Consider the following 13,848-nt stretch of genomic DNA (forward strand, 5'->3'; position numbering starts at 1 on the left):
CCTCCTTTTAGCGGCGAATGACGCCGACGCTCAAGCCTTCGATCACCAGTTCCTGATCTTTAAGGTTCACTTCGATAGGGGCAAACTCGGGGTTTTCGGCCAGCAGCCAGACTTTGCTGCCGTCGCGCTTGAAGCGCTTGACGGTGACTTCGTCGCCGATCCGCGCCACCACGATCTGGCCGTTGCGGGCTTCGCGGGTGGTGTGGACGGCCAGCAGGTCGCCATCGAAAATACCCACATCCTTCATGCTCATGCCGTGCACCCGCAGCAGATAATCGGCGCGGGGGTGGAAGAACGCAGGATTGATGTTGCAGGATTCTTCAACGTGTTGCTGGGCGAGGATCGGCGCGCCGGCTGCAACCCGGCCAATGATCGGCAGGCTGTAGTCGTCAGCCTTGGCCTCGAAGCCGGGAATGCGAATGCCGCGCGAAGCACCCGGCGTCATCTCGATCGCGCCCTTGCGGGCCAGCGCCTTGAGGTGTTCTTCCGCCGCATTGGGCGATTTGAAACCCAGTTCCTGAGCGATTTCCGCGCGGGTCGGCGGGTAGCCGTTGTCTTCCAGGCAGCGTTTGATGAAGGCCAGAATCTCGGCTTGGCGTGGCGTCAGCTTTAGCATATTGATCGCTCTGTCTTTTTATACAGTGACTGGGATTATATACAGTGGAACGGTCTTGGCAATGCCCGTTTTTTTGCAGCCCGCCAGACGGTCGCGCAGCCTGCTGATGGAAGCTTTGCGGATGTGTGGTTAAATGGCTGACCGACCATTCCCGAAACCAACTGCCAGACTTGACAACGCACGGGCTGAAACGTATGTTTCAAACAAGTGTTTGTCAGGCGGAGTAGTCATGGCCCAGTCGGAAACCGTTGAACGCATTCTCGATGCTGCCGAGCAGTTGTTCGCGGAAAAAGGTTTCGCCGAAACCTCGTTGCGTTTGATCACCAGCAAGGCGGGTGTCAATCTCGCAGCGGTGAACTATCACTTCGGTTCGAAGAAGGCGCTGATCCAGGCCGTCTTCTCGCGCTTCCTGGGGCCTTTCTGCATCAGCCTCGATAAAGAGCTGGAGCGGCGCCAGGCCAAGCCTGAAAACAAGCCTTCCCTCGAGGAACTGCTGGAAATTCTCGTCGAGCAAGCCCTGGTGGTGCAGCCACGCAGCGGCAATGACCTGTCGATCTTCATGCGTTTGCTGGGACTTGCCTTCAGCCAGAGCCAGGGGCATTTGCGCCGTTATCTGGAAGACATGTACGGCAAGGTGTTTCGCCGCTACATGATGCTGGTCAACGAGGCTGCCCCGCGCATCCCGCCGATCGAGCTGTTCTGGCGCGTGCACTTCATGCTGGGTGCGGCTGCGTTCAGCATGTCCGGTATCAAGGCCTTGCGCGCCATCGCCGAAACCGATTTTGGGGTCAACACCTCCATCGAACAGGTCATGCGCCTGATGGTGCCGTTCCTGGCGGCCGGCATGCGTGCCGAATCCGGTGTCACCGACTCAGCCATGGCCACCGCGCAGCTGCGTCCTCGTAGCAAATCGATACCGGTTGCCGCCAAGGTTTAGCCGCTCATGGGTGGGCGCGGCAGCTGACATCCGATAAGCTAGCCGCCCATGCCGACTCTCGTTTTGAACCCGTTCCCGCTGATGATCGTCGACCTCCCGGGTACAGCCCAGGGTGGCGCATCGCTGCGAACCGGTTTTATCGTTATCAAGGAATTCCTATGACTGCTGGCCTGCAAGGCTCGTTGATGGTGGACGTCGCCGGTACCTGGCTGACGGCTGAAGATCGCCAATTGTTGCGCCAGCCCGAAGTGGGCGGCCTGATTATTTTCGCCCGCAACATCGAACATCCACGCCAGGTCCGCGAGTTGAGCGCGGCGATCCGCGCCATTCGTCCCGACCTGCTGCTGGCTGTGGACCAGGAGGGCGGGCGGGTCCAGCGCCTGCGCCAGGGGTTCGTGCGACTGCCGGCGATGCGCGCCATCGCCGACAACCCGAATGCCGAATACCTGGCTGAGCAGTGCGGCTGGATCATGGCCACCGAGGTGCTGGCCGTTGGCCTGGACCTGAGTTTTGCCCCGGTGCTCGATCTCGATCACCAGCGCAGCGCTGTGGTCGGGACCCGTTCGTTCGAAGCGGATCCGCAGCGTGCCGCGCTGCTGGCTGGTGCGTTCATTCGCGGCATGAACAGCGCGGGCATGGCCGCCACCGGCAAGCATTTTCCCGGCCACGGCTGGGCCGAGGCCGATTCCCACGTCGCGATCCCCAATGACGAGCGCAGCCTCGAGCAGATCCGCGCCCATGACCTGGTGCCATTCGCCGCGTTGAGCCAGCAGCTGGCCGCCGTCATGCCCGCCCACGTTATTTATCCACAGGTCGATGCTCAGCCAGCGGGCTTCTCCCGGCGCTGGCTGCAGGACATCCTGCGTGGCGAGCTGCAATTCGACGGCGTGATTTTCAGCGACGACCTGTCCATGGCCGGTGCCCATGTGGTGGGCGATGCCGCCAGTCGTATTGAAGCGGCGTTGACCGCCGGTTGCGACATGGGCCTGGTGTGCAACGACCGTGCGGCTGCCGAGCTGGCCCTGAGCGCCGCTCAGCGTTTGAAGGTCAAGCCGTCGGCGCGCATTGCGCGAATGCGCGGTCAGGCACATGCAAATACCGAATACCGCCAGGATCCGCGCTGGCTGGCAGCCGTGGGCGCGCTCAGGGATGCACAATTGATCGATTGACGGCTTCGATTGAGGGCAGCGCCATGACGGTTTACGCGATTATTGGTCGTACCGGCCTGACTCGGCTGGAAGGCCTGGAGATTCGTCAGTCATTGGCGCTGGACACCCCCTACGGCGCGCCGTCCGCCGAGGTGCAGATCGGCGAGTACGCCGGCAGCGAAGTGCTGTTTCTCGCCCGTCATGGTCACCCGCACCGTTTTGCCCCGCATCGGGTGAATTATCGCGCCAATCTCTGGGCGCTGAAGCAAGCCGGTGCCGAAGCGATTCTCGCGGTCAACGCGGTGGGCGCGATTAACGGGGCGATGGGCACCGGGCATTTCTGCGTGCCTCTGTAGGAGCCGGCTTGCTGGCGATGGCGGCGCGTCAATCGATATAGATGTCGCCTGACAGGCCGCTATCGCCAGCAAGCCGGCTCCTACAGTTGGTGTCCGATCTCGCTACTTCTCCAGCTTATCCGGCAACGGCGCAAGGGTGCGACATCGTCGGCATGACCGGGATGCCGGAAGCGGCCCTGGCCCGCGAGCTGGAACTGGATTACGCCTGTCTGGCGCTGGTGCTCAGGGCTGAGCCTTGAGACCGGTAAACTTCAATCATTTCGAGAAGCGTTGATTTCATGCTGACAATCATTGAGCAACTTCAGGGGCTGCCTTGGTCGGAGGCTTTCAGTCATCGCGCTCTGGAAAAGGCGCGTAAATACGCCAATCAGAATCGAGTGCAGATTCACGACCTGAGCGACAACACTATTACTGCGAGCTGCAAAGGCTCCGAAGGAAATGTCTATGAGCAGTGCATCGTACTCATCGAAGACTCAGACGGCGATTTCGAGCTGGATTGCATTTGTTCATGCCCCGTTTCAATCGATTGCAAGCACTGTGCAACCGTCCTTTTTAGCTTGGAAGAGCTTCCAGCGGACTCGTTTAAAAGTGAGGCCCTGACACAGCTCAATCGTGATCTGGAGCGCTGGCTCAATGATGTTCCTCAGGGGCTCCCGCGTGTCGATGGAGCTGTTCAAGGCGCCGGTACGTGCTGGGTCTATAAACTTGAAGCAACCTCGACTGCTGGCAAGTGGATGCTGGACATTTACAAGGCTCGTCAGCTCAAGGATGGCCGTTTGCAGGACATCAAGCCAGTGTACTCACTGTCCGAAGCATTGATGCGAGAGCCAGGGTATTTGTCCGAGCTCGACTTGCGCATCGCCAGATTGCTGGTCGCCATTCACTCCCGTCACTCGTTTTACAGCAGTTACCCGTTGCAAGGCAGCAGTGGCGCCGAAGTCCTGCAATTGGTATTGAAAACTTCAAGGCTGTTTCTCGACTTCGAGCAATTGCAGGCCCTTGTGCCCGGAGCGAACAGGTCAGGGCGGTTTGCCTGGGCCGAGCAAGCCAACGGCAGTTTTCGGCCTCAATGGCGTACCGACCAAGCGCCAGAAGAAACGATTCTGGCACTGGAGCCCTTGTACTACCTGGACCGCGAACGGCTGGAGGTTGGGCTGCTGCAAAGTGAGCTCGATGATAAACTGGCCTGCCACCTGTCATTGGCGCCTGCCGTTCCGGCACGCCAGGCGACGCAGTTCAGCCATCGCATGAGTGCGGTGACTCGCGTGGTGCCTCCACCCCATGCATTGACCGAACGAATAGTCGATGACATCGAACCCCAAGCGGTCCTGACACTTGCCAGCACCAACCGTTACTGGCAGTGGAGAAATGAAACGGAGCATCGCGCAGCGCTGGCGTTTACCTACGACGGCCACATGGCGGCGGACAGGAAATCTTCGGAAGTACTGGTTCTGTCAGGTACTGAAACCCAGCGCATCCAACGCAATACCGCCGCCGAAAAGCGCCTGCGTCAGGCCTTGCAAAAACAAGGCTTCAAGAAAGCCACGCGCAAGAGTGATGCGCTACCCGATAGCGCAGGTGAAATGTTCGAGTTACCCGATGACTCGACATGGATGGCTTTTATGCAGGCCGGAGTATTGGTCCTCAGAGAGGCCAACTGGCGGATCGATATCCATGACCGCTTTGATTTCAATCTGCAGCCCGTAGAACAATGGTTCGCTGATGTCGAAGAGTCTCCAGGGCGTGAGTGGTTCGACCTGCAGTTAGGCATCGTGGTCAATGGCGAGCGCCACAGTTTGCTGCCGATTCTGCTGCAGTTGTTGCAAAGACAGCCGCAATTGTTAAGCCCGGCGGAGCTGGCCTCGCGCGACGATGATGAGCAGGTGATGGTCGATCTCAGCGCCGGCCGATGGGCTGCCAAACCAGGCCTGAGAGTCGCCCTGTCCCTTGGGCGGATCAAACCGTTGATGGCGACCCTTGGCGAGTTGTATTTGGGCCAGGGCACCGGCGGCGCCCTGCGTTTGAACGGCCCGGACGCAGCGCGATTGAGTGAATTGGATGGTCTGCCGTTGGTCTGGCAGGGCGGCGAGCGTTTGCGCGGTTTCGCCAAGCGTTTGCGTGAATCGACTCATCAGAACGTTGCTGCTCCCGAGGGTCTCAACGCTACTTTGCGTCCTTATCAGCTTGAAGGTCTGAACTGGATGCAAACCCTTCGTGAGCTGGAGGTCGGCGGTATCCTCGGCGACGACATGGGTTTGGGCAAGACGCTGCAAACTTTGGCCCATCTGTTATTGGAAAAGCAGGCGGGACGACTGGATGTGCCTGCTCTGGCGGTGATGCCAACCAGCCTGATTCCCAATTGGCTCGATGAGGCGGCTCGCTTCACGCCGCAATTGAAAGTCCTCGCGCTGCATGGCGCCACTCGTCAAAAGGACTTCGTCAGCCTTGCCGAATACGATCTTGTGCTGACAACGTACGCATTGCTGCCTCGTGATCTTGAGGTTTTGCAACCACAGGTCTGGAGCGTGCTGATTCTCGATGAGGCGCAGAACATCAAGAATCCGATCAGCAAGGCCGCTCAAGCTGCCCGGGACCTGCAGGCCCGACAGCGTTTGTGCCTGTCCGGCACGCCCCTGGAAAATCATCTCGGCGAGTTGTGGTCACTGTTTCACTTCCTGTTACCCGGATGGCTGGGTGACAGCAAAACGTTCAATCGCGACTACCGTACCCCGATCGAGAAACATGGCGATAGCCAACGGATGCAGCACCTGACCGCCCGGATAAAGCCCTTTCTGCTACGGCGCAAGAAAGAGCACGTCGCCACCGAGTTGCCGCCAAAATCGGAGATTGTGCATTGGGTTGAACTCAGTGACGGGCAGCGCGATGTGTATGAAACCGTGCGTGTGGCGATGAACAAGAAGGTGCGTGACGAGATTGCCCGTAGCGGTGTGGCGCGTAGCCAGATCATTATCCTCGACGCTTTGCTGAAGTTGCGTCAGGTGTGCTGCGATTTGCGCTTGATCAAAATGCCGCTCACGGCAAAAGCACTGCGTGCCGGCAGCGGCAAGCTGATCAGCTTGATGGAAATGCTCGAAGAGCTGCTCAGTGAAGGTCGCAAGATATTAATGTTCTCGCAGTTCACTTCGATGCTGGCGTTGATCGAGGAAGAATTGCAGCAGCGCGGTATCGGCTATTCGCTTTTGACCGGCGAAACCACGGATCGGCGTACGCCAGTCGAGGACTTTCAGGGCGGCAAGGTCCCATTGTTCCTGATAAGCCTGAAAGCCGGTGGCACGGGGCTCAATCTGACCGCAGCGGATACCGTGATTCATTTCGATCCATGGTGGAATCCGGCGGTTGAAAACCAGGCCACGGACCGAGCCTACAGGATTGGTCAGGATAAGCCGGTGTTTGTCTACAAGTTGATCGCACGCGGTACGGTGGAAGAAAAAATACAGGCGCTGCAGCAAGAAAAGGCGGCACTGGCCGGGGCAATTCTTGAAGGGGGGACGACTGGTGGGTTGAAGCTTGAACAGAGCGATATCGAGGCGCTGTTCGCGCCGTTGCCTGTTGTCAGGTCCTGATCAGGTGTGACATCAGTTGATCTGAGTTGACACCTTCGCGAGCAGGCTCGCTCCCACAGGTTCAGTGATAATCCAGTGGGAGCGAGCCTGCTCGCGAAAGCAATCTACTGGGCGCCGCAGATCTCAACGCTTCTCCAGCTTATCCGGCAATGGCGCAAACAACGCCTCGATATCATCGCTCTGCAACTTCCAGTCCCCAGCCTGACGCCCATCCAGCACGCCCGCCGCCAGGTCGGATTTTTCCTTCTGCAGATGCTGGATCTTCTCTTCCACCGTGCCGCGGGCGATCAGCTTGTAGACGAACACCGGCTTCTCCTGGCCGATGCGATAGGCGCGGTCGGTGGCCTGGTTTTCCGTTGCCGGGTTCCACCATGGGTCGTAATGAATCACGGTGTCCGCTTCCGTCAGGTTCAGGCCAACGCCACCCGCCTTCAGGCTGATGAGAAAGATCTGGCGCTTGCCGCTCTGGAATTCCTTCACCGGTGTACGACGGTCGCGGGTTTGTCCGGTCAGCAGCGCGTAGGCCACGCCGCGCTTTTTCAGCTCTTCTTCGATCAATGCCAGCATTGAAGTGAATTGCGAGAACAGCAAAATCTTGCGGCCTTCCTCGAACAGCTCTTCGAGCATTTCCATCAGGCTGTCGAGCTTGCCCGAGGTGCTGCCCCGCGCCGGAAGGGTTGCGTCATTGACCAGGCGCAGATCGCAACACACCTGGCGCAGCTTGAGCAGCGCCTCGAGGATGATGATCTGGCTGCGCGCCACGCCTTTGCGGGTGATTTCGTCGCGGACTTTCTTGTCCATGGCCAGGCGCATGGTTTCGTACAGGTCGCGCTGGGTTTCGTTGAGCTCGACCCAATGGATGATCTCGGTTTTCGGCGGCAATTCGGTGGCCACCTGTTCCTTGGTGCGACGCAGCAGGAAGGGTTTGATCCGACTGTTGAGGTGTTGCAGCCTGACTTCGCTCGCGCGCTTTTCGATGGGCACCCGGTAATCACTGTTGAAGCTTTTGACGTCGCCAAGCCAACCCGGCAGCAGGAAGTGAAACAGCGACCACAGTTCGCCCAAGTGGTTTTCCAGCGGCGTGCCGCTCAGGCACAGGCGCTGACGGGCATTGAGCTCGCGGGCTGCCTGGGCGGCCTTGCTGTTGGGGTTCTTGATGTATTGCGCTTCATCCAGCACCAGCACATGTAGGGGCTGCGCCGCCAGGCGTTCGACATCCTTGGGCAGCAACGCATAGGTGGTCAGGATCAGGTCGTAATCAGCCAGGTTGTCGAAATGCTTTTTGCGACTGGCGCCGTACAGCGCCAGCACTTTGAGTTGCGGGGTGAAATGCGCCGCTTCGTCGAGCCAGTTGGGAATCAGGCTGGTGGGCATTACCACCATGCAGGGGCGATCGAGGCGACCGGCGTTTTTTTCGGTAAGAACATGCGCCAGTGTCTGTAAGGTTTTGCCCAGGCCCATGTCGTCCGCGAGGATGCCGCCGACTTCCAGTTGGCGCAACGACTGCATCCAGCTCAGGCCTTCGAGCTGATACGGGCGCAGTGTCGCGTTCAAGCCGTCCGGTGCCGTGGCGGTGTAGTCCTTGATGTCGCGCAGGCGTTGGGCAAAGCTGCGGATCTGCTCGCCACCTTCCCAGAGCAGCGGCAGGTCTTCCAGCGAGTTGAGGCGCGTGGCATCGGCCTTGCTCAAGCGTAATGTGGTTTCACCGGGTTCTTGAAGATAGAACTCGCCAAGCGTCGCCAGTACCGGTTTCAGGCGGCCGAAGGGCAGGGCGACTTGCAAGGGGCCGTGCTCGGCGTTCGGCCGGTTGGGAATGTTGACCAGGATCAGTTCGTCGTCACGCCGGCGGGCGAGGCGTTCCGGGTTGAGCAGTTCGGTGTGGGAGCGCATCAGGTTCAACAGGATCGGCAACAGGCTCAGCCGCTCGCCATTGACGATGATCCCCAGCTCCAGGTCGAACCAGTCGCGCTCCGGCACCTGTTCGACCGTGGCGTACCAGTCGTCCACGGCGGTCAGGTCGAAGCCGAAGTCCTCGTTGATCTGCAGCTCCCAGCCCTGAGTGCGCAACTTCGGCAGTTCATTGAGGGTGAAGGTCAGCCAGGCGCTGTCATTGACCATCTCAAACAGTTCGCCTGCGCTTTCCGGCAGGGCCTTGCTTTGGCGGGTGGCGATCTTGAAGCCGAGGATTCGCAGCTGTTCCCGGTAGGACTGTTCGACGTCCGGGTGGCGTTTTATCCGTAGCGTCTGGGTCTCCTGGCGAATCAGGATGTCGGAATTCTTCTGGCCTGAAACGTATTCATCCAGATAGCTGAAAGACAGCGCCGCGCGATGCTGGATGTAACGCTGCATCCGCCCGTTGCGCGGTTCGAAGGCGCTGAACTCGATGCTCGCCAGCCACAGGCGCGGTACCGGTTGCACGTTGTCCACCATTACCTGCGGTGGCGCCTTCGGGCTGCGGTTTTCCAGCACCGCCTGGAGTTTTTCCAGGAGTTCGGCGTCTTTGGAGGCGGCGGGGTAGTCGAGGGTTTCCTGGATTTGCAGGAGCACCGCCGCGCAATGTTTGCAGTTGCTGTGCACCGGGCAGGAGCAGATGGCATCGACCATCAGCAAGGTGCCTTTGGCCGACTCGCGCAGGCGAATGGTCTGACGGTAAACGTTACCGCCAGAGCCTTCGCACGCCGCGGTGATCGTCGCGTCGCCGACCTCGACGATCCTGACGCGATTCTCCAGTGCATAGCGGCGACCGCGCTCCAGGCTCTGTTCCTTGAATCGGCTGACCCAGGAAGGTGCCAGGGGTTTGCTCAGGGTCGCGGACATGGGGGCTTCAATCAGTCCGGGACGACTTCAGGGGCTTCCCGGGGAGCGGGCGCCGTCAATGAGGTGATCTTGATCAGCAGGCCCAGGTGGCCGTTGTCGAGGAAGTTCAGCTGGCCGTTCTTGGTGTGGCTTTCCTGTTTCAGGCGTTCGCTGGCGGTGACCAGGCCTTCGTCGTTGAACTGGTTGACCCAGAAATCGGCGTCTACATCGGTGAAGCGTCCGAGCGTCAGGTTCAGGGTGCCTTCAATCGGGTACTGGCCGAACTGTTCCTTGCCGTCGCTGACCGCCACCTTCACCGGTGTCTCGCCGAGCGTCTGCTGCCAGGCCTTGTGCAGCAGCACGCTGTATTCATTGCTGGCGGTCAGTTTTTCCACTTCGCCATTGAGGCTTGGCGTGCGCAGGCTGTCAGGGCTGACGGCTTGCGCGCCCGCGGCCCAGTCTTCCGGCGCGGCACGGCTGACAATCGCCGGCACGGCATTCTGCCGCACCAGAATCATTTCAATCTGATACAGATCATCGGCAAAGACCGAAGGGGCGACCAGGGTTATCAACAAGGTCAGTGAGCGAAACAGGCGCATGCGGCGTCCTTCAAGCAGTTTTCGGGATGAGACGCTCAAACAGCGCCTCTACAGTATTAAAGCGTTCTTCCGGGCGCTCCATCGGGACCTGGAATTTAAACATCGTGGCCCCTTCGAATTTGTAGCGTTTGGGCTGGCTCTGGATCAATTTGATCAGGGTCAGCGGATCGACCGGGGTTTGTGTCGCAAACTCGATTCGACCACCCTGCGGGCCGCCGTCGACTTTCTTGATGCCCAGCAGCTCGGCCTGCAGTTTCAGGGCGGTGATGCGTATCAGGTTCTTGGTCGGCTCGGGCAACAGGCCGAAACGGTCGATCATCTCTACCTGCAGATCCTTGAGGCCGTCCTCGTCGGTTGCCGAGGCGATGCGCTTGTAGAGAATCAGTCGGGCATGGACATCCGGCAGGTAGTCCTCGGGAATCAACGCCGGTACGCGCAAGTTGACTTCCGGACCGCCGCCCAAAGGCTGGTCGAGGTTGGGTTGTTCGCCCTTGCGGATCGACTTCACCGCGCGCTCGAGCATTTCCATGTACAGCGTGAAGCCGACCGCCTGGATCTGCCCGCTCTGACCGTCGCCGAGCAATTCGCCGGCGCCGCGGATTTCCAGGTCGTTGGTGGCGAGCACGAAGCCCGCGCCGAGGTCCTGGGTGTTGGCGATCGCTTCCAGGCGCTTTTCCGCGTCCGCGGTGATCTGCTGGCGCGGCGGCGTCAGCAGGTAGGCGTAGGCCTGGTGGTGACTGCGACCGACGCGACCACGCAGCTGATGCAATTGTGCCAGTCCGAACTTGTCGGCGCGCTCGATGATGATGGTGTTGGCGCTCGGCACGTCGATGCCGGTCTCGATGATGGTCGAGGCGATCAGCACGTTGAAGCGCTTGTGGTAGAAGTCGCTCATCACCTGTTCGAGATCGCGTTCGCGCATCTGCCCGTGGCCGATGCCGATCCGCGCTTCCGGCACCAGTTCGGCAAGGTCGGCGGCGCATTTCTCGATAGTCTTGACGTCGTTGTGCAGGTAATAGACCTGGCCGCCACGCAGCAGCTCGCGCAGCAGGGCCTCTTTGACCGTGCTCTTGTTCTGCTCCATGACGAAAGTACGCACCGACAGGCGCCGGGCCGGCGGCGTGGCGATGATCGACAGGTCGCGCATGCCCGATACGGCCATGTTCAGCGTGCGCGGAATTGGCGTGGCGGTCAGGGTGAGGATGTCGACTTCGCTGCGCAGCGCCTTGAGCTGTTCTTTCTGACGGACACCGAAGCGGTGTTCTTCGTCGATGATTACCAGTCCCAGGTTTTTGATTTTCACATCGTCGGACAGCAGCTTGTGCGTGCCGATGACGATGTCGATCTTGCCTTCGGCCAGGTCCGCGACCGCCGCGTTCACTTCCTTGGTCGACTTGAAGCGGCTCATCACTTCCACGCTTACCGGCCAGTCGGCGAAGCGGTCGCGGAAGCTGTTGTAGTGCTGCTGGGCGAGCAGGGTGGTCGGTACCAGGATCGCCACCTGGCGCCCGCCGTGCACCGCAATGAACGCCGCACGCATGGCCACTTCGGTCTTGCCGAAGCCGACGTCGCCGCACACCAGGCGATCCATCGGTTTTGGCGCGAGCATGTCTTCGCGCACCGCTTCGATGGTGGTTTGCTGGTCTGGCGTTTCTTCGAACGGGAAACCGGCGCTGAAGGTGGTGTAATCGGCTTTCGGGTCGGCGAAGGCATAGCCTTCACGAGCGGCGCGGCGCGCATAGATGTCGAGCAATTCAGCCGCGACGTCGCGCACCTGTTCGGCGGCCTTGCGCTTGGCTTTTTGCCAGGTCTCGGAGCCCAGGCGATGCAGCGGGGCGAGGGCGTCGTCGCTGCCGGTGTAGCGGGCGATCAGGTGCAGGTTGGCCACCGGCACGTACAGCTTGGCGCCCTCGGCGTATTCCAGGGCAAGGAATTCGGCGGTCTGGTTGTCGATTTCCAGGGTGGCGAGGCCCAGGTAACGGCCGACACCGTGATCGATGTGCACCACCGGCGCGCCTTCGCGCAGCTCGGTGAGGTTCTTGATGACCGCGTCGTTGTTGGCGTCGGCGCGTTTCTCGCGGCGCCGGCGCTGCATCACGCGCTGGCCGAACAAAGGGCTTTCGGCGACCAGCGCCAGGGCTGGATCGTCCAGCAGCAGGCCTTCGTCCAGCGGCGCGATGGTAATCGCCAGGCGTTCTTTGCCAGCAACGAAGTCTGGCCAGCTGTCGACGGTCTTCGGTCGAAGCTTCAGGCGTTCGAGCAGTTCGAGCAGCACTTCGCGACGGCCCGCGGACTCGGCAGTAAACAGGACGCGGCCTGGGAACTGGTCAAGGAAACCGGCCAGTGCCGCCAATGGCTGGGTGGCCTTGGCTTCGATGGCCAGGTCCGGCAGTTCCCGGGCAGGGAAGCGTTCGCGGCCGGCGCCGGTTTCCACGTCCTGTTGACTCGCCACCACCCGCGGCCAGTTTTTCAGGCGCGCGAAGCAGTCTTCCACCGGCAGGAACAGTTCGGCGGGCGGCAATAAAGGACGCGAAGGATCGACACGCCGCTCTTCATAGCGATTGCGCACATCGTTCCAGAAGTTTTCCGCGGCCTGTTCGATGCCTGGCAGGGAGAACACTTGCGTGTCCTGGGGCAGGTAATCGAACAGTGTCGAAGTTTCTTCGAAGAACAGCGGCAGGTAGTACTCGATACCGGCCGGGGTGATCCCGCTGTTCAAGTCCTGGAAGATCGGGCAGCGACGGAAGTCGACATCGAAGCGTTCGCGAAAACGCGCCTTGAAGCGGGTGACCGCTTCCTTCTCCAGCGGGAATTCCTTGGCCGGCAGCAGCTTGACCGAGTCGACCTTGTCGATGGAGCGCTGGTTTTCCGGGTCGAAGGTGCGCAGGGTTTCGATTTCGTCGTCGAACAGGTCGATCCGGTAAGGCAACTTGCTGCCCATCGGGAACAGATCGATCAAGGATCCGCGCACGGTGAATTCGCCATGCTCGTACACGGTATCGACGTAGCGATAGCCGGTGGCTTCCAGGCGGGTGCGCATTTGCTCGACGTCGAGCTTCTGGCCGACATCCAGCACCAGGCTGCTGCCGAGCAGGAATTTGGTCGGCGCCAGGCGGTGCAGGGCGGTGGTGATCGGCACCACCAGCACGCCGTGCGACAGTTCGGGCAGCCGGTACAGGCTGGCGATGCGCTGGGAAATGATGTCCTGGTGCGGCGAGAACAGGTCGTAGGGCAGGGTTTCCCAGTCAGGGAAATGCAGCACAGGCAAATCCGGGGCGAAGAAACTCAGCTCCTGTTCCAGTCGTTCGGCACTTTGGCTGTCGGCTGTGAGCAGCAGGGTAAAGCGCTTGGCAGCGCTGGCGGCCTCGGCGATGGCCAGGCTCAGGGCGGCACCGGGCAGGTTGCCCCAGTGCTGTTTACCTGCCGCGGCAGGGAGAAGCGGTAGACGCAGAACGGGCACGGAAGGTTGAGCTCCAAGCGTTGCGACAAAGTCGGTAATTGTAGCGGCCTCGGGTGCCGGCTGTCAGTCGCAGATGTGTCTATTGCGCGGGTAAGGCGAAATGTAGTGGTAAAGACAAAATCGCGCTGTTTTTTACTGAAAATTAGCGATTATGTAGTGGCAAAACCAACCAGTGTTACGGATGGTTACGGACAAGGTTGCGCTGTCCCCAAATAATTGACGATGCTGGAGGCCCCGGTTTTATTGGGCTTCAGCGAGGCGTGATTTTTTTGAAGGGGAATTTGTTACGGACAGTGCGACAAGCGCGCATTGCTACACGAGGCGCGCGGCGGCATAATGTAGCCCCTTTTTT

At 60.3% G+C, this 13,848-nt stretch carries 7 protein-coding genes and 1 pseudogene; 4 read left to right on the top strand and 4 right to left on the bottom strand.

The window, feature by feature from the left end:
- Positions 1–7 precede the first annotated feature (7 nt).
- Positions 8–616 carry a transcriptional repressor LexA gene (lexA, locus tag ACA054_RS09500; RefSeq protein WP_497689150.1) on the bottom strand — a complete coding sequence of 203 codons (609 nt, stop codon included), beginning with the start codon at positions 614–616 and terminating at the stop codon, positions 8–10.
- 229 nt (positions 617–845) lie between these two features.
- On the opposite strand from lexA, the gene ACA054_RS09505 reads away from it, so the two are divergent.
- The 4 genes and pseudogenes from ACA054_RS09505 to ACA054_RS09520 all read left to right on the top strand — a co-directional run bounded on the left by ACA054_RS09505 (position 846) and on the right by ACA054_RS09520 (position 6,641).
- Positions 846–1,553 carry a TetR/AcrR family transcriptional regulator gene (locus ACA054_RS09505; protein WP_497689151.1) on the top strand — a complete coding sequence of 236 codons (708 nt, stop codon included), beginning with the start codon at positions 846–848 and terminating at the stop codon, positions 1,551–1,553.
- Between the two features lie 158 nt (positions 1,554–1,711).
- A complete protein-coding gene (gene nagZ / locus ACA054_RS09510; protein ID WP_497689152.1) occupies positions 1,712–2,722 on the top strand; it encodes a beta-N-acetylhexosaminidase in 1,011 nt (336 codons plus the stop codon).
- 23 nt (positions 2,723–2,745) lie between these two features.
- Positions 2,746–3,281: pseudogene (locus ACA054_RS09515) on the top strand (phosphorylase family protein); the annotation flags it as partial.
- Between the two features lie 54 nt (positions 3,282–3,335).
- Positions 3,336–6,641, top strand: coding sequence for a DEAD/DEAH box helicase (locus ACA054_RS09520; RefSeq protein ID WP_497689153.1), 3,306 nt, complete (start codon positions 3,336–3,338; stop codon positions 6,639–6,641).
- A gap of 123 nt (positions 6,642–6,764) precedes the next feature.
- Here ACA054_RS09520 and ACA054_RS09525 read toward each other — a convergent pair whose 3' ends face one another.
- From ACA054_RS09525 to mfd, 3 genes are read right to left on the bottom strand one after another with little or no spacing between them, the layout of a single operon-like run.
- On the bottom strand, positions 6,765–9,458 hold the full coding sequence (locus ACA054_RS09525; RefSeq protein ID WP_497689154.1) for an SNF2-related protein: 2,694 nt from the start codon (positions 9,456–9,458) through the stop codon (positions 6,765–6,767).
- Positions 9,459–9,469: 11 nt separating this feature from the next.
- Positions 9,470–10,036 carry a CsiV family protein gene (locus tag ACA054_RS09530; RefSeq protein WP_497689155.1) on the bottom strand — a complete coding sequence of 189 codons (567 nt, stop codon included), beginning with the start codon at positions 10,034–10,036 and terminating at the stop codon, positions 9,470–9,472.
- 10 nt (positions 10,037–10,046) lie between these two features.
- Positions 10,047–13,496 (bottom strand): transcription-repair coupling factor, encoded by a 3,450-nt coding sequence (gene mfd / locus ACA054_RS09535; RefSeq protein ID WP_497689156.1) that lies wholly within the window; start codon positions 13,494–13,496, stop codon positions 10,047–10,049.
- Between the last annotated feature and the right edge of the window lie 352 nt (positions 13,497–13,848).

Source organism: Pseudomonas sp. LBUM1653, assembly GCF_059716115.1.

Bases quoted from the DNA above. Each gene is read 5' to 3' on its own strand.
- lexA (WP_497689150.1), bottom strand. From the start codon at position 616: ATGCTAAAGCTGACGCCACGCCAAGCCGAGATTCTGGCCTTCATCAAA.
- ACA054_RS09505 (WP_497689151.1), top strand. From the start codon at position 846: ATGGCCCAGTCGGAAACCGTTGAACGCATTCTCGATGCTGCCGAGCAG.
- nagZ (WP_497689152.1), top strand. From the start codon at position 1,712: ATGACTGCTGGCCTGCAAGGCTCGTTGATGGTGGACGTCGCCGGTACC.
- ACA054_RS09520 (WP_497689153.1), top strand. From the start codon at position 3,336: ATGCTGACAATCATTGAGCAACTTCAGGGGCTGCCTTGGTCGGAGGCT.
- ACA054_RS09525 (WP_497689154.1), bottom strand. From the start codon at position 9,458: ATGTCCGCGACCCTGAGCAAACCCCTGGCACCTTCCTGGGTCAGCCGA.
- ACA054_RS09530 (WP_497689155.1), bottom strand. From the start codon at position 10,036: ATGCGCCTGTTTCGCTCACTGACCTTGTTGATAACCCTGGTCGCCCCT.